Below are 20062 nucleotides of genomic sequence, written 5' to 3' on the forward strand. Positions count from 1 at the left end.
CAAATATGAATAGTCATTCACTATGTACTATTCGTGTTTTTTTTGGAAACTCCTGCTGCCCTACGCAAAATCGTCGTTGTTATGCTATATTTAATGTCGAATAATGAAATAAAAAGGTGGTTAATTTTTGTGACACAAAAGGACTTTCGCGTATTACTTTATTATAAATATGTTGCTATCGAGGACCCTGTAGCATTTGCCGCTGAGCATTTAGCGTTTTGTAAAGAGCTTGGTCTACTTGGTCGTATTTTAGTAGGATTAGAGGGCATTAACGGTACGGTTTCTGGAACAATCGAGCAAACGGAAAGCTACATGAAGCACATGAAAGCAGACCCTCGTTTTAACGATATCATGTGGAAAATCGATGAAGTAGAAGGACACACTTTTAAAAAGATGCATGTACGACCTCGTACAGAGATTGTACATTTAGGCTTAGAAGATGATATTAACCCATTAGAAATGACAGGTGATTATTTATCACCAAAGGAATTTATGACGCGTATGCAAGCAGATAATACAGTTATTATTGATGCACGTAACGATTATGAATTTGACCTAGGTCATTTCCGCAATGCCGTGCGCCCTGATATTGAGAACTTCCGTGAGCTTCCCGCTTGGATGGAGGAACATAAGGAAGACTTTGCCGATAAAGACATTTTAACTTATTGCACTGGTGGTATTCGCTGTGAAAAATTCTCTGGCTGGTTAAAACGCGAGGGCTATGGTAAAAGTGTCGGACAACTACACGGAGGTATTGCAACGTATGCCAAAGACCCTGAAGTAAAAGGGCAACTATGGGATGGCCAAATGTTTGTCTTTGACCGTCGTCGCAGTGTTCCGATTAATCAGGTGGAACATGTAGTTGTTGGCAAGGACTATTTCACAGGGGAACCTACTGAACGTTATACAAACTGTGCGAATCCAGCGTGCCATAAATTAATGCTATGCGAAGAAAAGCACGAGGCATTTTATATGCGTAGCTGCTCAGACGATTGCCGTCGCGCACAACGTAATTTCTTTGTTGAAGAAAATGGTTGGACACAAGCGCAAGTGGAAGAACAAATAGCAAAAATTGCGCAAACTCAAGGTAAAGAGTAACATTTTACTTATTAAAGTGTATTTAGCAGTTTTCAGAATTGTTTGAGTGCCTGGCACTGACCGTAAGCCGTAACTGTCGCGATCCGCGACTTGTTGCGGCTTATTTTTTGGGCTGATTTCCGCTATGAATTTTCAGAATTGTTTGGGTGCCTGGCACTTTACTGAAATGTTCGCATTCCGTATTAAATTAAAGAGAGTATTATGGAAATAATTTAATTTATCCTAATCATCGCCTAGACTCTTTTTATGCTCGAAATTCCCTTGATATCTGTCTTAACACATTCGTTAGCGCTTACATTGTCCTCTGCAAAAAGACGAACAATAAACACTTATATACATAACATAGTTCGTTTATATGCAGTTTTCAGACTTTTGAAGTAAGGAATTTTTATATTTTTTTGAATTATTGTTGACAAAGGTGAACAATAGGGATTATGATGTTAACAAATTTAATCACAAAAAATATAACGACGGAGACACGCTAGTCGAAAGAAAATCCAAAGAGAGCTGATGGTTGGTGAAAATCAGTGATTTCTACGATATAGTTCCACTCCCGAATAGATAAGCCGAATTTCCCTAAGTAAGCCTATCCGTCACATGCACGTTACGCATATAGCTAAGACTGCCACGAAAAATTTTCGAGCAGTAATTAAGGGTGGTACCGCGAACCTATATTTATTCAGCCTTTCGCCCCTTACGACACAATAACTGTGTTCGTAAGGCGCGGAAGGCTTTTCTATTTGTCGAGAAAGAAGATTGTTTGCATGCTGTAGGATAACGCAACAAATGCGGCCTGCACATAAAGACACCACCACTATTTTTTAATTAAAAGGAGCTAATTACAAATGACTACTGCAACAAAAACTATTAACGTATTTATCGCTGACCCACTAAGTGAAGATGGTATTTTCCCACTGCGCCAAGAAAAAGATTTAGACTTAAACGTTATTATCGATACTGGCTTAGCACCTGAAGAGTTAATGGCAAAAATTGCTGACATTGATGTGTTACTAGTGCGCTCTCAAACAACAGTGACACGTGAAGTAATTGAAGCGGCGAAAAACTTAAAATTAATTGGACGTGCTGGTGTAGGTGTAGACAACATTGACCTAGCTGCTGCCACAGAACACGGTATTATCGTAGTGAATGCACCTGACGGTAACACAAACTCTGCTGCTGAACATACAATCGCCATGATGACTTCACTTGCGCGTCACATTCCGCAAGCATTCAACACGTTGAAAAACGGTAAATGGGACCGTAAATCATATGTTGGTGTAGAGCTTAAAAATAAAACACTTGGCGTTGTAGGCTTCGGTCGTATTGGTGTAGAAGTTGCTTACCGTGCTAAAGGTCAACGTATGAACATTATGGCGTACGACCCATTCTTAACAGAAGAACGTGCCAATGAGCTAGGTGTGACAAAATCTACGGTCGAAGAAATTTGTGCTGCTGCTGATTTTATTACAGTACACACACCATTACTTCCTGAAACACGTAACCTGATTAACAAAGAAAAATTCGCAATGATGAAAGATGGCGTTCGTATTATTAACTGTGCGCGCGGCGGGATCATCAATGAAGATGATTTATACGATGCGATTGTGGAAGGTAAAGTCGCAGGAGCTGCTCTAGACGTTTTCGTTTCTGAACCAGCGACTGATCATAAATTACTAACGTTACCACAAGTGATTGCAACACCTCACTTAGGTGCATCTACAATCGAGGCACAAGAATCTGTAGCTGTTGACGTATCAAACGACATCATTAAGTTTTACAAAACTGGTACGGTAACTAACCCAGTAAATATGCCATCAATTCCGAAAGAATTGCTTGCACAAGTGGAGCCATTCTTTGAATTAGCTGAAAAACTTGGTTCATTCTTATCTCAAATCACCGCTGAGCCAGTAAAAGAAATTAACCTTTCTTATGCAGGAGAAGTAGCAAACTACGATGTACGTCCTTTAACTTCTAATGCACTAAAAGGTTTATTAGCTAAAAACCATGGCAATCACGTGAATGACGTCAATGCTCGTTACTTATCTGAACGTATTGGCATGAAAATTAATGAACATAAAACAACTACTGCAAAAGGCTTCACAAGCTTAATTACTGTTGAAGTAAAAACAGCGAATGAAACACATACGGTTGCAGGTACATTGTTAAATGGCCTTGGCGCACGTATTGTTAAAGTTGAAAACTACGTAGTAGACGTTGTCCCTGAAGGTCACCTTCTGTACATTAAAAACACGGATAAACCAGGTGCCATTGGACGCGTTGCAACGAAGTTAGCTGAAAAAGAAATCAACATTGCAACAATGCAAGTTGGACGTGCGGAAGTCGGTGGAACAGCGGTTATGATGTTAACCATTGATAATGTGGTGACAGAAGAAGACTTAGCATTCGTTTCACAACTTGAAAACATCGACGAAGTAAAAGCAATTAATCTTTAATTACAAAATGACTAAGTAAAGGCATCGAGAGGTTACACTCTTGATGCCTTTTGTTAGTTTCTCCTGATAGTAGCGGTGGGCAATGACTATAGTGTCTGGACTCTATCAGCATTTTTGAAGGTTTTATCGGCGATTTCCTACGTTCTATCGGCGATTCATGAAGGTTTTATCGGCGATTTCCTACGTTTTATCGGCGATTCATGAAAGTTTATCAGCGATTTCCTCCATTCTATCGGCGATTCATAAAAAAAGGACTGATTAATTAAAAATCAGTCCTTTTTCTGTAAACCTATTTACTTACAGCTCTTTCACAAGTTTTAAAAAAGCTGTTAATGAATCTACCTCATAAGTTGGTGTGACTACGCCATTTGGTACATTGTTCTCACGGTTAATCCACACATTGCGCATACCTACTCGTGATGAGCCTAAAATATCTGTATTTAAATTATCACCAACCATAATGGCATCGTCAGCAGTAACGCCTGTCTTCTCCATCACATACTCGAAAATCGAAGCATCGGGTTTTCCTTTTCCAAAATCACCAGAAATGATAATATGATCGAAATACGGTGCAATTTCCGGCGTAATTTCTAGCTTTAAATTTTGTAAGCTTGGTGCCCCGTTTGTTAGTAATACAAGCTGATATTTACCTTTTAGCTCATCTAAAACAGCAAAAGTATCTTCATATAAAAATGGTGCTGCTTTACGTTCTGCTACAAAACGTTCCCCTAATTCAACACCTAGTTTGGCATCGTCTATGCCCAGCGCAGCTAAGCCCTTTGTCCATGCATCTGTACGATAACTTGGCACAATGTCTTTCATTTTTTGGAAGGAATCAGTTGGATCATCAAATGTACCCCAAAGCCCTTCGAATGGGTTAATACCGATTAATACCGTAAAATCATATGTTTCATAGCTCTCATAAAGGGCACGTGCTTCTTTGCGTACGGCATCCTCTAACTCTGTTGAATTTATTTTATGTAGTGTTGCTGCATATTCGCATGTTTTTTCAAATGCTGTTTTAACAGATTTTTTGTCCCATAACAACGTATCATCCAAATCAAAAATAATTGTACTAATTGACATTGTGTCAGCTCCTAGCTTCTTTTCTACTTGAACAAAAAGCATTCATATCGCTTATTTTAGCATATTTTCAAAATAGTTAGCATAGTTTTTGTGCACAGTTTCTGCTCTACAAGTATCGTTAATAGCTAAGAGAAATGATTTGAGCTATCAGGATTTTTTTAATTAGTTAATCAGGTTAATATTGATGAAAAGTAAAGGCAAATTAAAGTAAGAAGTAGGTGCTTTTGTTGCTTTTGTTTCCTTTTTATTCGTTATGATATATTAAAAAGGAATATACGAAAAGAAAAACAAACGATAACAGTCGATTTAGATAATTATCAGCTTTAAGTAAATATCGACACCAAATACATCAAAGAAGTCACTAGTATTATTGAAGTAATAAAATAATAAGTATGTTCGTCTTGGTTATTTTACAAGCCTCAGAAACTCTTACACTGACGGAGTTCAAAGTAATTAATTGCACACAAAATATAAACTTACTACCGATAATCAAGAAAATACGGAACTATAACAGTATATATTCCAAATAATTCTGTAAAAGTTGAGATTTTAGTTAACGACATTGATTTAACGTTCCCAAATAAAGTTTTATGCATAACCAAAAAGCCGCGAGCGTTGTAATATCAACGTTTCGCGGCTTTTCCTATGAACATTATCTATACGTGTAAATAAGCATTTTGACACAAGTATTTTAAGACATTTTAAAGACTAATTTAAAGGTGTTTAATTATTAGATTTTGTAGATTAACCCTGTTTTTGTGATCCCAAAACATTTAGTTTATCAACAATTTTAGAGAAAATAGCCCTAATCTTTTTCATACATCATTAAATCTACTTTTATTATAATAAGAGTGAGAATAAGTATTCATTTATGTGGTACCGACGTACTAATTGTCGGTTACCGACACATTAATTTTCGGTTACCGTCATATTAATTTTCGGTTACCGTCATATTAATTTTCGGTTACCGACACATTAATTTTCGGTTACCGACACATTAATTTTCGGTTGTAATGTCGGTATTTGTAGTGTTAGGGTTAAGTTAACTCGAGTAAGATTTTAATATAGCTATAGCAAAATATCTTGATATTATATCTTTATTTTCACAAATAAAATTACGGGGTGTTAAATAATGTTAAAAAAATTAGGAGTAACGTCATTATTATGCGGTTCTCTTTTATTTTCAAGTGTGCCGTTTGCAAGTGCTGAGAGTGAAAGTGTGTCGATTTTAAAAAAGGATGTTAATGAAGCCGTTGTCGAATATAACGGTAAGGTAATAAATTTAAACTTCGATAATTCGGAAGTTTACAACAAAATTACAGAAGATATTATTAAAGATATATTAAAAGAGTCAAATGGTGGTGGAGACATTACTATCCATGAGATAGGCAATGAAGATATTAATAATTTGACTCCTGATGTATTAAATCAAGGTCCTAATAATTCTGATGAAATAAATGAATTAGCTCCCTATTCAGTACTACATGATTACCAACTTACAAAGAAAAGAGATACAATTTATAATACACCTATGGCCGCAATACAAGTTGAGTCTGTATCTTATGGAGAAACGGTAACTTTGAGTGAGTCAAAATCTTTTACAAACCAATTCACTTTAAGTGGTGAGTACGATTCTGGAGCAGGTGCTAAATTAGGAGCGTCAATGAATGCAAGTGTAACTTACACATACGCTAAAAGTAGAAAGTTGGATGGACCCCCTAAAGGTTACCTTACTAGAATTTATTACCACACAAAATACGTTGACTATGGAGATTGGGAAGTATCTAAAACAAACAAAATATCTGGTCATACTGTTTACCAATCAGGTACTTATAGAGAACCAACTGATGCAACTACAAAGTATGTAAATTGGTCTCAAGATTATAAATAAGAATAAGTGAAATTCGGACTAATGATAAAAACAAAGACCTTTAACAACAAAAGGTCTTTGTTTTGTTGTTAATTTTTAAATAAAGGAGAAAATACTTATGACTTCGTCTAATGAAGAAAAATTTATTAAAAATTTCCTGTATGTACTTGTGATAGGTATTATAGTAGGTATTGGTTTAGGCGTTCTTTTTGTATCTTCCAACTATAAAGAATATTTAAGTGATGGTACGCTTGTTACTACAAAAATAAGCGATTTAGAGTATATTGTTAAGATATTAAAAATTACTTTTATCTCTAGTTTCACTTTTGCAATCAGTTATTCATTTTATAAATTTTACCAAAAAATACAAAATTCCCCTAAACGTTAGATACTAAACTAACGCTTAGGGTGGATTCTTCATGGAAGTGACCGTCTTCTAGTATTTACATTGAATATAACTGTTAGAACTATTAATAATCTCTTCATTAAATTAATTTTTAGTGCCTGTATTCAAATAACGCATATAACCATGTAGCACTTCCTGGTACTTTAAAGGCGGTACTTTTCATATGCCACATCAAAAAGGTAACAATTTCTCCATCACATTACAAACAGAATTCAAATATTCCACTCTAGCAGCATCAACAGACGCCCTACTATAAGCACTCGCTCTATCACAATTGCACCAGTAATATATCCTTCTGTGATGGTATACAAACCAACTTGAGAGAGTAAAAAAACCTTTAGCCATAATTTCACAAACCATAAAAAAACATAATTTATAAATCGGGGAAAATCAATTAAAAAATCATCTTTCAACTAAGAATTACTAGATGAAAGATGATTTTTATCAAACTGTTCTATTTCAATAAAACTTTCTTACACAGATCCCCATTCCCCATTTGGTAGTATTTTAGTTTGGGTGCCTGGCACTCATTTTTTTCTGCGTAATTTATCCATTAAGCTTTGCACTTCGGCTTTTTTTTGTTCTGTTTCTTCCTTCAATAGGTCAATTTGATATGTGTTATCGATTTCTTGAATGAAGACAAGATCGCCTGCTTGTAACGATTGATCAATGGCGGTGATAGGTAGTATCAATTGCTCGATTTCCTCAGGATATTTCAAAAAAACGGCAAATCCATCTTCAATGCGGTCTAATGTGTATTTAGTCGAGTTCACTTACAACTTCCCCTTTCGCATTCAGTAATTGTGCACGATCTCCGTCATTCAACCAAATCTGTCTTGTTGTCCATTTCAAATAATTTTGCCCCTCGCGTGCATTCGTTCCACTTGTGACATAAATTGTTTTTCCTGGCTGTAACATGACATTAGGAAAATTAAATATTTGATTTCCTTCTATTGATACAAGTTGCCAATCTTTTAAAGAAACTGGATCTGGCCCGTTATTTTTAATCGCCACTACTTCTTCAATTAAGTCCTTGCTAACAATTTCTACACCTTGTTGCATTGTTGGCTTTTCGGCAATGGTTCCATCCCACTCTTTAGCACTTACTTGATAGCTTACCCCATCTGTCGCAACCGTAACTGTGCCCGCTTCGGCTGTAGCATAAATTTTACTGCCAATCGCCTGTAAACGCTCCACAACTTCTGCGTGTGGATGTCCATATTTATTATCCTCTCCATAGCTTAAAATCGTCACTTCAGGTTGCACTGCTTGAATAAAGCTTTGTGAGCTACTTGTATTAGAACCATGATGCCCTGCTTTTAAAACGGTAGCCTTCACATCTTGTTGCAACATGTCTTTTTCTAAAGCAACACCGGCGTCCCCTGTTAATAAAAATGAAATATTTCCATACGTCACTTTTAAGACAATCGATGCATCATTATTGTCTACTGCATTTTCATTGGCATTTAGCACCTTTACTTCCAGTTCATCATCAAACGCAATACGCTCACCTGTTTTGGGCACATTATACGGAATATTTTTCACATCAATAAGTGACAGCATATCTTCAAATGTTTGCGATGTATGTACTTTCCCAGAATCGTAAAACTGTTCGATAGGAACCGCATTTAAGACAGGAATTAATCCCCCAATATGATCGGCATCAGGATGTGTTGCGACCACTATATCAAGCTTATCAATTCCTAGCTCATTTATATAAGAAACAACCTGCTGACCTGCCCCCTTAACACCGCCATCGACCAGCATCGTTTTACCGTTCGGAGATTCAATTAAGATTGAATCGCCTTGTCCTACATCGATAAAATGCACACGCATTTCATGCCCTGCAGCTACTGGTATTTTTTCTGTTTCTATCGCTGTCGTACAACCTGCTAATACAAAAATACATAGGAGCACGAAGAGTAATTTTTTCATTGCATATCTTCCTTTCTATTTTTCTATTATACAAAAAAAAGAGAACAACCCGAAGGCTGCTCTCTACTGATGCAAATTAAACTAAAATCCACCACAAAATCATTGTAATAACAATTGTCACAAGCCCCTGTAATAATGTCGCAACCGTTTGCGCTTTGTAAGCTTGCGTAACTTCCATGCCACTATATTGTGTAATAACCCAGAAAAAGCTATCATTCACATGACTAACTGTCATTGCCCCAGCACCGATTGCCATCACCACTAATGCTAAAGGAATAGCGCCTTCAATACCAAGTGTGACTAGCATTGGAGCTACTAATGAAGAAGTTATCACTAAAGCTGTTGTTGAAGAACCTTGTGCTGTTTTTAACGCAGCTGCGACGATAAATGGTACGAGTAAAAATAGACTGCCTGATGCAAACATCCCTAAATCCATCTCTTGAAGCATTTCACCAACACCAGCATTTTTAATAACTGTACCAAAAGAACCGCCCGCACCAGTAATTAATAAAATTGGAGCAGCTTCTTTTAAACTATCACCAATCCAACCAGTTAACGTTTTTTCACTGATTTCAGGTAATAGTAACATTGCTGCTGCAACACCTAAAAATAAAGCAACTGTTGGTGATCCTAAAAAACGTAAAATCATATTAAATGTAGCTTCACTATCCCCAATGAGTGCTGCGATTGATCCTAGACCGATTAACACAATCGGAAGGACAATCGGTAAAAATGATTTAAACGTCGAAGGCATCTTACCAAATGATTTAATGATTTCTTCATAATCTAATGCCTCTAAGTCATCCTCCGGTACACGAATTTTGGTTGCTACTTTCACTGACCATAAATAGCCTACAAATGTCGCTGGTATCGCGACTAATAAGCCAATCACAATGACTGTCCCCAAATAATCTGCCGCACCTATATTACCAGCTGCTGCAATCGGCCCTGGTGTTGGTGGCACTAATACGTGTGTTGCAAAAAGACCTGTAGCTAAAGCAACAGCCATCGAGGCAATCGTCACATTTGCGCGCTTTGCTAAAGATTTTTGTAAACTTGATAAAATAATAAATCCTGAATCACAAAAAACGGGAATCGATACGATATAGCCGATTAAAGACATCGCTAATTGTGGACGTTTTGGACCAACGATTCGCAGTACCACTTCCGCCATTCGATAGGCAGCCCCTGATTTTTCTAAAATTAAGCCGATAATCGTTCCTGCAATAATGACTAAGCCGATGCTTGTCATCAAGCCACCAAAGCCGGTATTAATACTTTCCACAACAGTTAGTAACGGCATGCCAGAAGCAATACCTACGAAAAATGCACTAATTAACAGCGCTAGAAACGGATGAAGCTTTAGCTTTGCTGTTCCAACTACAACAAATAACACCCCTATTAAAATAATAACGAACAACATTTACTCATCCCCCATATTGACAGTATTCTCAATTATTTTTTTAGTTTTTAGACGAATCAACCGATAAGGCTCTTGCATTGCTTGTAAAACAGTTGTTGATTCATCTACTAGTGATTCCACAACTGCAAAATAATTGAGCAAAACAGGCTTATCCTCTTTATCAATGGAGCCAGACAATAATACAGCCTTGACGTTTGATGATTTTGCAGCCAACGCCACCCCCAATGGCGCCTTTCCATGTAACGTTTGACGATCTGATTTCCCTTCACCTGTGAGAACAATTTGCGCATCTTTTAAATGCTGTTTTAACTGTACAGCCTCGATAACGATATCGATGCCTGCATGAAAAGTACCATTTAAAAAAGCAATTAATGCACCCCCTACACCGCCAGCAGCACCCGCTCCTTTATAATCATGTAAACGAATGTGAAACTGCTGCTCTACAATGTCTGCGAATTGCTTTAAACACTGATCAAAATAAGCTATTTCATGCTCTTTCACACCTTTTTGCGGGCCAAAAATAGCTGTAGCCCCACGCTCGCCAATTAACGGATTATCCACGTCACATGCGATAGTAAATGTTGCTTCAGCTAATCGTGCATCAAGCTGACTACTATCAATGGAAGCTAAATCTAATAATGCCGATACGCCATTTGCAATAGCTGTACCATCTTCTTTGTAAAATTGCAGACCGAGTGCCTTTAATAAGCCAACGCCAGCATCGTTTGTAGCACTGCCGCCAATGCCGATAATAAACTTGCGAAACCCTTTATCTAGTGCAGCCACTATTAACTGCCCTGTCCCATATGTCGATGCCCGTTCAGGGTTTTTCTCACTGTCCTGCAACAGCGTAATACCTGAAGCCTGCGCCATCTCAATTACACATGTTTCTTCATCCCCAAGTACACCAAACTTTGCTTCAATTGTTCTGCCTAGCGGGTCAAGCACATTCTCAGAAATATACCTACCTCCTGTTGAAGCAATAAGTGAAGCTAATGTGCCTTCGCCTCCATCTGCCACTGGTAAAATAACTGTTTCAATCGATGGATCAACATCCAAGATTCCTCTTTGCATTGCATTCGCCACATCAAATGCAGACAAAGTACCTTTATAAGAATCTGGACTAATAATGACTTTCATGTTAAACCCCCACTTTACATCCATTCATATTTCCATTGGTGCTCAGCTATCAAACGATATAGTTATCGCATACAGAAATTTCTACTACTCTAAGTTAAGCGCTTACAAATTATTATAATGACAATAAATTCAGAAAACATTATAATGAATGTACAAATTAACTGTCATATAACAGTGGTTTATTTATGCGAGGTGTATAAGCATGTTAACGAAAAAACTAGCAGAAGAAATCGTGCATCAAACAATGTTACGTTTACGTCGCAATATTAATGTCATTAGTCCAAGCGGGGTAATTTTAGCATCTGGCGATAAAATGAGAGTTGAAAATATTCACGAAGGCGCACTTTACGTTGCGAAAACAAAAGAGACATTGATTATTAATGAAGAAAATATCAATGCCTTTCCAAATACAAAGCCGGGTATCAATATGCCGATTATGTATCAAGATGAGGTTCTTGGCGTAATTGGGATTACAGGTAATTCTGAGGAATTATTAGAAATCGCCAATCTCGTCCAGCTAACAACGGAGATGATGACCCATCAAGCGATTGTAGAATCAATGAGTGAATGGCAACGCAAAAATAATGACTATATATTTGAAGCATTAGTACATGGCAGTAAAATCGATGCTGCCTTACAAGAACGTATTCAAAAGCTTCCTTTCACACTGGAAGCGCCCTATCAAATCATTTTACTCAGCTTGGCTGAAGCATCCTCTGCAGAAAATAGCCTTCCACTGTTTTTTGAAGATTTATTTTATAAGCAGCCAGTCCTTGCAGGTCATAGCCAACTTTATGAATACTATATTTTACTAACTAACTCCGATGAACAGAAACAGCAACAAATGATGAAAGCACTACGGAAAAAAAAGCATAAACTGCCTTCATTACAAATTGGTGTAGGCCCAACTGTAGCCACTTTAGCGCAACTTCCACATTGCTATAACGGAGCTAAAACGGCACTGGAATTTGCTTATATACATAAAGAGATTACGTATTTTGAAGATGTTGAATTATTCTCCTTGTTTAAAAAGCGAGATTCTGAGGAAGTACAAGCATTCCAGCATCGCGTATTAAAAAATATGAATGCCAAACTGCTTGAAACATTACAAACCTTTTTTGATTGTAATTTACAGTTGAAACTTTGTGCACAACGACTGAATATTCATCGTCATACACTTACGTATCGATTAAATAAAATTCGAGAGCTAACAGGCTACGATCCTCAATATTTTGAGGATGCGGTTATCTTAAAAATGGCCTGCACATTTCGGTGAGTCGCAACTAATCTAGGACAACATTTTGTGGCGATTTGCTCTTACTTTCTGGCGATTTCACTACTGCTCTCCTTAACGCACATCGAACATCACACAAAAAAGTGTTAGATTGATGACCGTCAATCTAACACTTTGCTCTGTTTATGCTTTATATAAATCATTTAATAGCTCAATTTTTTTGCCAATGGCTTCTTCAAATGTCATGATGTAAGCCGCTGGATCTTTTGGATTATGGAATTGCGTAATTTTGCCTGTTTCAGGATGAACAAATTTCGAAGATGCGCCACAACCAATCCCTAAAATCGTCTGCACTTCCTCCATGATGACAATATTATAAATGCTTTCCTCGCCCGCTTTACTATAGCCTACATTTTCTAAATTACCTAAAATATTTTTTTGACGGTATAAATAATATGGAACATAATCATTTTCTTTCGTCCACTCTTGGGCCATCTGCATCATTTTTGCGACTGTCTCACGGTCTGCTACTTTGTATTTATCTTTATTGCGCGTCATTTCTGATGCACGTTTAAAAGATAATGTATGCACTGTTAACGACTCAGGTTGCATTTTTGCTGATTCTTCTAATGAATGTTGGAACTCTTCCGTCCCTTCATTCGGCAAGCCAATAATTAAATCCATATTAATATTATTCATACCGGATTCACGAGCTAACCAAAACTTATCAATCGTTTCTTGTACCGTATGATGGCGTCCGATTGCTTTTAATGTTTCATCAGTATAAGACTGCGGATTAACGCTAATACGATCAATACCCCATTTTTTCAGCACAGCTAACTTCTCTGGTGTTATTGTATCTGGACGCCCCGCTTCAACAGTTACTTCACGAATCGTTTCTGGATGTGGAAAAGCGTCATACATCGTTTGATATAATGCATCCATTTCATGCGCTTCGATAGACGTCGGTGTACCGCCACCCCAATAAATTGAAGTAATCTTCATATTGTTTTCTGTCAACCACTTGCCCATTTCCCGCAATTCAATGTGCAGTCCATCTAAAAATGTCTCTACGCGACCTTGCTTACGGTTACTGCCAATTGCATAGGCGGGGAAAGTACAATAAGCACATTTAGTTGGACAGAACGGAATGCCAATATAGACACTAATTTCTTTGCCGATATCATCTAAATCAGGAATCGTTACTAATTGACGCGCAACGATATCCTTTAACAGCGCTACCTTTTCCTCCGTCAATCGGAAATCTCGTACGAGCACTTCAGCGATTTCTACGTCATTCATGCCGGCCTGGCGGAATTTATGATACAGCTTTGTAGGACGCACACCCGTTAAAATACCCCATTGCTGATGCATACCAGTATGTTGTTCTAGCACATCTAAAAACACATGTGAAAGGGCACGTTTTATGCGAATATTTTGCTCACGTCCAACAGCTTCTGTCTCATAAGCAATGTGGTACTCATTTGTATAGCGTTTCCCCTCAACCTCTAGTACCGCGCTTGTATATATCGAATAATTGGCATCGGCGCGGTAAGTGAAAGCAACGGACATATCCGCTTGTAGTGCAGTCGTACTTAACTTTGAATCCTCAAAAAATAAATTCGCAATATGATTTAATACGCGAATCCAATCTTCAGGATACTTTTGATCTATTTGAATAATTTTCATCATTTTCGCTCTCTTCTATCAATATTCCTGTGTACATTACTCAATAGTTTAACAAATTTTTATAATGATAAGCAAAGCTACTATTTAGTAAATTCTTTTTACAGAATATTCAGTACACTTATAGACATATCATTTATTGCAACTTATAATTTTACATAAAGGTGGTGTTGATAGTGGTTGTAATAAAAGACAAAGATTCTTCTGTTGCTAGTTTTATTGAGCAATTAGAAGTAGCCTTCCATCATTTTGATTTACAACGTTGTGATGCAAAGACATTGTATGTCACCATATTACTGAAATATCGTGGACAAAAAGTTCTTTGCGATTTTATTTATATTATGAATCACCAAGAAATGTACGGTGCTATTTCTATCAACGAGCATTATAAACATGCAAAAGCATTTATTCAACAGCATTTTCACCATACCCTTTTATATTCAGATGAATTACAGTTAGCTCAAAACTTTATGAAGACAGTGCATTTCAAACGAATTGTACAACAATTGGCGAATCAATTTCCTAAATCGTTTGCTTAGGACAAGCGTATATTTTTCTAATAAAAAGGGAGGCGTCTATTATAAGTCGACGCCTCCTTTTAATGTGCTATTCTTTTATTATTTCGCTTAGTCCTGTAATATCAATTCCGTTTAATGCTTGTGTTGCCAGTCGATCAGCTTCTGCATTGTCTTTCCTTGATATCAGCTTGTAGTCTGGTCGTAGGCTTAGCTCACTTAATTTTGCATCAATTTTGTCCGCCCAGCTTGCTAATTCCTTTTCCAATGCCGGCCATTCGCCATTTAGCTGATTAATCACAACTTGAGAATCCCCAATGATGCTGATCGGTAAATGGTGAGCATTCAATAATTCCAGTTCCACTAAAGCTAAATACAGGGCTGCATATTCTGCTTCATTATTCGATTTCAGTTCCGCAGAAAAGGCATTTCTTCTTAGCCTATAAGGTTTACCATTTTGCTCATAATAAATGGCACAGCCAAGCCCTGATTGATTTGATGAACGATCAAAGCCTCCATCAAAATAAATCGTAATATTGTGCGGTTCTGTGTCAACCTCTTTTACATAGGCCTTTAACTCTTTAAACGACCAGTTCGTATCTTGTCGATCGATAAATACTAACGTTTTGACACGTCCGGTACGTTCCATATCTTCCGCTAGTAATAATGCTTGTGCTGCTGGCATTTCTTGTGAGCGCAAAATAGTCCCTGCACCCTTTGGTGTTTTATACGTCCATTCTATGAAAACATGCATGACATTCCCTCCATAAGTGAAAACGTGTCCCGAATAGCCGAGACACGTTGATCTTCTTACTTTGTTATATGTGCAAATATTCGTGTATTTATTCCTCACAAAATATTGAACATGATAGCGCTAATAGGCAGGCCTTCTTACATGCCCTCATATAACGTTTGTACAGGTTTTACTAAAATACGATTTACTTCTTCGATGACACCACTTAGCTTCATCTCTGCCTCCAGCATCGCAACGATTTTGCTATTTTGTTGCGCCAGCTGTGCCGTTTTTTGTGCATACACGAGTTCATCTTCCTGTAAATCTTCACCCGCCATTTGTTTTTGTTGCAAATCCATTTGAATTTTACGGAAGTTTTGGAATAGCTTGATCGCATCCTCATCCGCCTTCACTACTGCTACTGCCTCTTCTAATGCTTTAAATTCCGCTGTTTTGCGGAATGTTGCCTCCAAGGCGTTAATTTCATTATAAATATTTACCATTATTTTATTTCCCCTTTCTAAACGAAGTAAACGATTAAACCTTGCACAATACCAATTAAACCACCAAGAACAGCACCAAGCACAGTAATCATTTTAAATTCACGTTTTGAGATACCAAGGACAAGCTCTTCCAGTTTTGATACCGGGAACGAATCAACTTGTTCACGTACTACTTCTTGTAAATTTAAACGTGTTAGGACATCTTCTAATTTATCTTCCGCTCTAGCAAATGCTTTTTCAATCATTTGTGGCACAACGGTTTCCCTCATCCACGTACTACCTGTTGGCCAGTAGTAAGAAATAGGATGCTGTAAGCGCTCTGCTACTGCTAATTGCTCTTTTACATAGCGTTGTAAATTAGCTAAAATCGGTTCAAAATCAATATCACCTAAATAATCCATTGCCGGACGATCCTTTAATTTCTCCCACTCCTGTGTAAAAATATTCGTCAGGAGCGATGTAGTACCAGGAGCCTGTAAAAACTTAACGAGCTCCCGTTGTACTTTGCCCACAAGGGACGAGGAATCGCCTAAAAACATATTAATCATACCGCCAAGTGATCCTTTTGACGAGAGAAAGTCATCAATCATCCCCTTTATCGTCAACTCACCTGCTGGCGATAAAAAGTAATCCTCACCTTTCTCTAAAATATGTCCTACTGCTACTGGGATTTTAGCTTCAATTGTATGTTGAATGTCCTCCGATAACAGTGTACGAATTGTTCTCGTTGATAATGTATTCTTTACCGACTCAAATTGTCCCGCTACAATTGCTTCGACCTTTTGTTCAATTGTGGAAGGCATATTAGGGAAGCCTGCTAAAGTCAGCCAATCTTGAATCGTTTTATCATTCGTAAAGAACGTTTCATCGACTTTTATTTGTACAAATTGCTCTACCTTATCTTGAATATCCTTTGAGAAAAATTTCTTTCGGAACGTTTCAGGTGTCAATAAATAATTGACTACTGTCAGTCCAAGTTGTTTCGCTAACTCATCACGTCTTTTTGGAATAAGGCCCGGTGTAAATGGCACACGCCAATTTTTAATATAGATTGCTTTATGAGGTCGAAAAAGCATTTTAATTGCTAGGTGATTTGTTACGCCACCAATAGCAGCACCGATAATTGCCATAAATAATAATGTTACTAAAAAATTGTCCATTAGCATCCTCTCATTTCAATCGAATTGACATTTGGCGTATTTTGTCGCCTATTGGACTCATTATAGCAGAGCAATGAAATCCAACGAAAGAAATACCCTCCATTTCATGACGACATAACATAAATTTCCCTATTACGAAGTATTACGAAATTGTTTAGTTGCAAAATCTCCACTATCCTTGAATAATAAATACATATCATTAGAAATGGGGTTTGTATATGATTCAGCATTTTAGCTTTAAACCTTTATTTGAAAATACACAACTTCCTGGATGGTCCATCTCGTTCTTCTATGAACGCGAACGATATGCCGCTGAATACTTAAAAGATGGGGTTATCCAATGGGTTGGACCTACGCCTCCACATGAAGAAGATGTTAAAAAAATGATTCACGAACTTATGCTGTTCCATATTTATGACTAAAAAAACCGATACTTTTTTGCTGTCACCTACTTATAAATACCTAAATTAAACGATTTAAATCATTGCTATTATACGATTAATGCTTATTTATATTGATATTCCTGCATTTTTCTTATACATTTAGAAATGACTTCATTTCTAAATGTTTTTTATGCAGGAGGCTATTTCAATGAGTAAAGTCGCACTTTCTGATGACTTAAACAACTATAATTCAAAAGCATTAATTCGCGCCAAAGTAAAAGAACTTTTTTCTGAATTTTCAGCAAAAATTTTCGGATTAGTCGATGAGGCTAGTGCAATCGATAGTAAAAAATTTCAAGAACTTTCAGGTTTCAGTAGTAACTTTTATAGCGAGTATTGCAGCCAGCTAAAAGCGCTATTCGAATCACCAACTGGCATTGGGAAACGCGCCAGTAAACAACTGTACTTAATTTATAATGGCAATCATTATATTCTTACCCAACAAGGATTGACAGAAAAAGCGCCAATCACCATCTCTACTTATACAAACGCAATCCCTGTAAAGGAATCTGTACATGATGTAGAAAAGGCATGTCTGAAATTGCGCTTCCAACAGTAAAAAATTCAATCTATTTAGCAATACATAATAGCGAGCGAACAGCTTTTAGACTGTTTACGCAAAGAAGAGGTTGCCTCGAATCATCGAGACAACCTCTTTTTGTTGCATATTAACAATAATTCATTTAAAAAAATCCACAAGTAAAGCTCTCTTGAGATTTTTGACGTGTCGTTTTATATGAGATGCAATGCTTCTTTCTCTAAATAAACTATCCTTACTTCATATAAAGTTAGCATAATGCCTATCGATTTTCAATCTTTTGTCATGTAAAAGTATCCGTATATTTTAAAAGTGCTGTCATTAGAAAATAGTATAAAAAAAGTCGATGTCAATATTTGTGTTTTAGTTACAAATAACTTATGATTAAAACATCCAACAATTTTTTAAATCATAGGAGGTGTACACTTTGTTTACTTCCCTCATTCGGGCGGGAACAAAGGAAATATTTGGACGGAGACATATTGGAAATAACCATAAGGTTGGCGGCATTCGCCCTACTAATCATAATGACAGGATTTTTCGTTGCAACTGAATTTGCAATTGTAAAAGTAAGAACTACCCGCATTGATCAATTACTCGCAGAAGGACATAAAAAAGCGAAAAATGCGAAACGTGTTGTTTCGGATTTAGACGAGTACTTATCTGCGTGTCAGTTAGGTATTACAATTACAGCACTTGGACTTGGGTGGCTTGGTGAACCTACATTTGAAATCATTTTACATCCAGTGTTCGAGTTTCTAAATCTGAACGGTAGCATAACATCTATCCTTTCATTTATACTTGCATTCTCAATCGTTACATTTATGCATGTAGTTATCGGGGAATTGGCGCCAAAAACTTTAGCCATCCAAAAAGCAGAATTTGTCACATTAAACTTGTCTGGTCCATTAATTTTATTTCACAACATTACGTATCCAATCATAAAATTATTAAATGGCTCTGCACGCGGTTTAACAGGTCTATTTGGTCTTAAAATGATGTCAGAATCAGAAATAGCGCATACTGAAGAAGAGCTACGTATGATTTTGTCGGATAGTTTAAAAGGTGGAGAAATTAATAAATCAGAGTATGAATATGTTAACAGTATCTTCGAGTTCTCAGATCGCCTTGCAAAAGAAATCATGGTGCCTCGTACTGAAATCGTCGGAATTGAAAAAGAGCTGACGATTAAAGAAGTATTCGATTTAATGGGTGTAGAACAATATACACGTTATCCAATTATCGACGGGGATAAAGACCATATTATCGGTTTAGTCAATATGAAGCATTTATTAACTGCTTATATTAAAGACCCTGCAAATGGTGATAAATCAGTAATAGATTATATGCAACCGATCATTCGCGTTATGGAAACGACGCAAATTAATGAATTATTACTGAAGATTCAACGTGAACGTATTCATATGGCTATTTTAATGGATGAGTATGGTGGAACATCAGGTCTTGTAACTATTGAAGATATTATCGAAGAGATTGTCGGGGATATTCAAGATGAGTTCGACGAAGATGAAATCCCAGAAGTACAAGAAATTGCAGAAAATCATTTTATTTTAGATGCAAAAATGCTACTAGAAAACGTCAATGATATGCTAGGTACTGACATAGAAGATGATGATATCGATACGATTGGTGGTTGGTTCATGACGAAGCGTTTCGATGCAATCGAAGGTGATAGCATTGAAGAGCAAGGTTATGAATTTACAGCAAAAGAATTAGATGGTCACCACATACTATACTTAGAAGTTCTGAAATTACCTGAACTTGATTTAGCAAATGACATCGAAGAATCGAAAGATTATAAATAAAACATGCTAAGAC

The 20062-nt window shown here is 36.9% G+C and carries 18 protein-coding genes; 9 read left to right on the top strand and 9 right to left on the bottom strand.

Annotated elements, in window-relative coordinates:
* Positions 1–129: 129 nt before the first annotated feature.
* A complete protein-coding gene (locus tag ACKVEV_RS13240; protein ID WP_409366873.1) occupies positions 130–1098 on the top strand; it encodes a rhodanese-related sulfurtransferase in 969 nt (322 codons plus the stop codon).
* Positions 1099–1943: 845 nt separating this feature from the next.
* Entirely contained in the window at positions 1944–3551 is a 1608-nt protein-coding gene (gene serA / locus ACKVEV_RS13245; protein WP_409366874.1) for a phosphoglycerate dehydrogenase, read from the top strand.
* A gap of 297 nt (positions 3552–3848) precedes the next feature.
* On the opposite strand, the gene ACKVEV_RS13250 is transcribed toward serA, so the two are convergent.
* Positions 3849–4637, bottom strand: coding sequence for an HAD family hydrolase (locus tag ACKVEV_RS13250; RefSeq protein WP_409366875.1), 789 nt, complete (start codon positions 4635–4637; stop codon positions 3849–3851).
* 1132 nt (positions 4638–5769) lie between these two features.
* Here ACKVEV_RS13250 and ACKVEV_RS13255 point away from each other — a divergent pair.
* Both ACKVEV_RS13255 and ACKVEV_RS13260 read left to right on the top strand, forming a co-directional pair.
* Positions 5770–6528 (top strand): hypothetical protein, encoded by a 759-nt coding sequence (locus tag ACKVEV_RS13255; protein WP_402764076.1) that lies wholly within the window; start codon positions 5770–5772, stop codon positions 6526–6528.
* 97 nt (positions 6529–6625) lie between these two features.
* Entirely contained in the window at positions 6626–6895 is a 270-nt protein-coding gene (locus tag ACKVEV_RS13260) for a hypothetical protein (RefSeq protein WP_409366876.1), read from the top strand.
* 545 nt (positions 6896–7440) lie between these two features.
* Here ACKVEV_RS13260 and ACKVEV_RS13265 read toward each other — a convergent pair.
* The 4 genes from ACKVEV_RS13265 to ACKVEV_RS13280 form a co-directional block, all read right to left on the bottom strand.
* Complete coding sequence (locus tag ACKVEV_RS13265; RefSeq protein WP_409366877.1) at positions 7441–7686, bottom strand: DUF3006 domain-containing protein; 246 nt, start codon at positions 7684–7686, stop codon at positions 7441–7443.
* Positions 7673–8848 (bottom strand): MBL fold metallo-hydrolase, encoded by a 1176-nt coding sequence (locus ACKVEV_RS13270; protein ID WP_409366878.1) that lies wholly within the window; start codon positions 8846–8848, stop codon positions 7673–7675. Before ACKVEV_RS13270 ends, ACKVEV_RS13265 begins: the two co-directional genes overlap by 14 nt.
* A gap of 76 nt (positions 8849–8924) precedes the next feature.
* Entirely contained in the window at positions 8925–10271 is a 1347-nt protein-coding gene (locus ACKVEV_RS13275; RefSeq protein ID WP_409366879.1) for a GntP family permease, read from the bottom strand.
* A complete protein-coding gene (locus ACKVEV_RS13280; RefSeq protein ID WP_409366880.1) occupies positions 10272–11411 on the bottom strand; it encodes a glycerate kinase in 1140 nt (379 codons plus the stop codon).
* A gap of 202 nt (positions 11412–11613) precedes the next feature.
* On the opposite strand from ACKVEV_RS13280, the gene ACKVEV_RS13285 reads away from it, so the two are divergent.
* Positions 11614–12687, top strand: a complete 1074-nt coding sequence (locus ACKVEV_RS13285) for a CdaR family transcriptional regulator (protein ID WP_409366881.1) — start codon at positions 11614–11616, stop codon at positions 12685–12687.
* A gap of 141 nt (positions 12688–12828) precedes the next feature.
* Here ACKVEV_RS13285 and ACKVEV_RS13290 read toward each other — a convergent pair whose 3' ends face one another.
* Entirely contained in the window at positions 12829–14334 is a 1506-nt protein-coding gene (locus tag ACKVEV_RS13290; protein ID WP_409370554.1) for a coproporphyrinogen III oxidase, read from the bottom strand.
* Positions 14335–14507: 173 nt separating this feature from the next.
* Here ACKVEV_RS13290 and ACKVEV_RS13295 point away from each other — a divergent pair, with 173 nt between their 5' ends.
* The gene (locus tag ACKVEV_RS13295) at positions 14508–14870 is read left to right on the top strand and encodes a hypothetical protein (protein WP_409366882.1); all 363 of its coding nucleotides are present in this window, start codon (positions 14508–14510) and stop codon (positions 14868–14870) included.
* Positions 14871–14937: 67 nt separating this feature from the next.
* Here the strand turns inward: ACKVEV_RS13295 and ACKVEV_RS13300 are convergent, their stop codons facing one another.
* The 3 genes from ACKVEV_RS13300 to ACKVEV_RS13310 form a co-directional block, all read right to left on the bottom strand.
* Positions 14938–15600, bottom strand: a complete 663-nt coding sequence (locus ACKVEV_RS13300) for a ribonuclease H family protein (RefSeq protein ID WP_409366883.1) — start codon at positions 15598–15600, stop codon at positions 14938–14940.
* 137 nt (positions 15601–15737) lie between these two features.
* Positions 15738–16082: a YlbF family regulator gene (locus ACKVEV_RS13305; protein WP_409366884.1), complete on the bottom strand. Its 345-nt coding sequence runs from the start codon at positions 16080–16082 to the stop codon at positions 15738–15740.
* Positions 16083–16099: 17 nt separating this feature from the next.
* On the bottom strand, positions 16100–17242 hold the full coding sequence (locus tag ACKVEV_RS13310) for a DUF445 domain-containing protein (RefSeq protein ID WP_409366885.1): 1143 nt from the start codon (positions 17240–17242) through the stop codon (positions 16100–16102).
* Between the two features lie 218 nt (positions 17243–17460).
* Between ACKVEV_RS13310 and ACKVEV_RS13315 the strand changes: the two genes are divergently transcribed.
* From ACKVEV_RS13315 to ACKVEV_RS13325, 3 genes are all read left to right on the top strand, one after another.
* Positions 17461–17664: a YheE family protein gene (locus ACKVEV_RS13315; RefSeq protein WP_409366886.1), complete on the top strand. Its 204-nt coding sequence runs from the start codon at positions 17461–17463 to the stop codon at positions 17662–17664.
* A gap of 169 nt (positions 17665–17833) precedes the next feature.
* Positions 17834–18244, top strand: a complete 411-nt coding sequence (locus tag ACKVEV_RS13320) for a hypothetical protein (protein WP_409366887.1) — start codon at positions 17834–17836, stop codon at positions 18242–18244.
* A 506-nt stretch (positions 18245–18750) separates the two neighbouring features.
* Positions 18751–20049 (top strand): hemolysin family protein, encoded by a 1299-nt coding sequence (locus tag ACKVEV_RS13325; RefSeq protein WP_409370555.1) that lies wholly within the window; start codon positions 18751–18753, stop codon positions 20047–20049.
* Positions 20050–20062: the final 13 nt, after the last annotated feature.

This window comes from Lysinibacillus sp. 38-6 (assembly GCF_046245175.1).
In the GTDB taxonomy this organism is placed as follows: domain Bacteria; phylum Bacillota; class Bacilli; order Bacillales_A; family Planococcaceae; genus Lysinibacillus.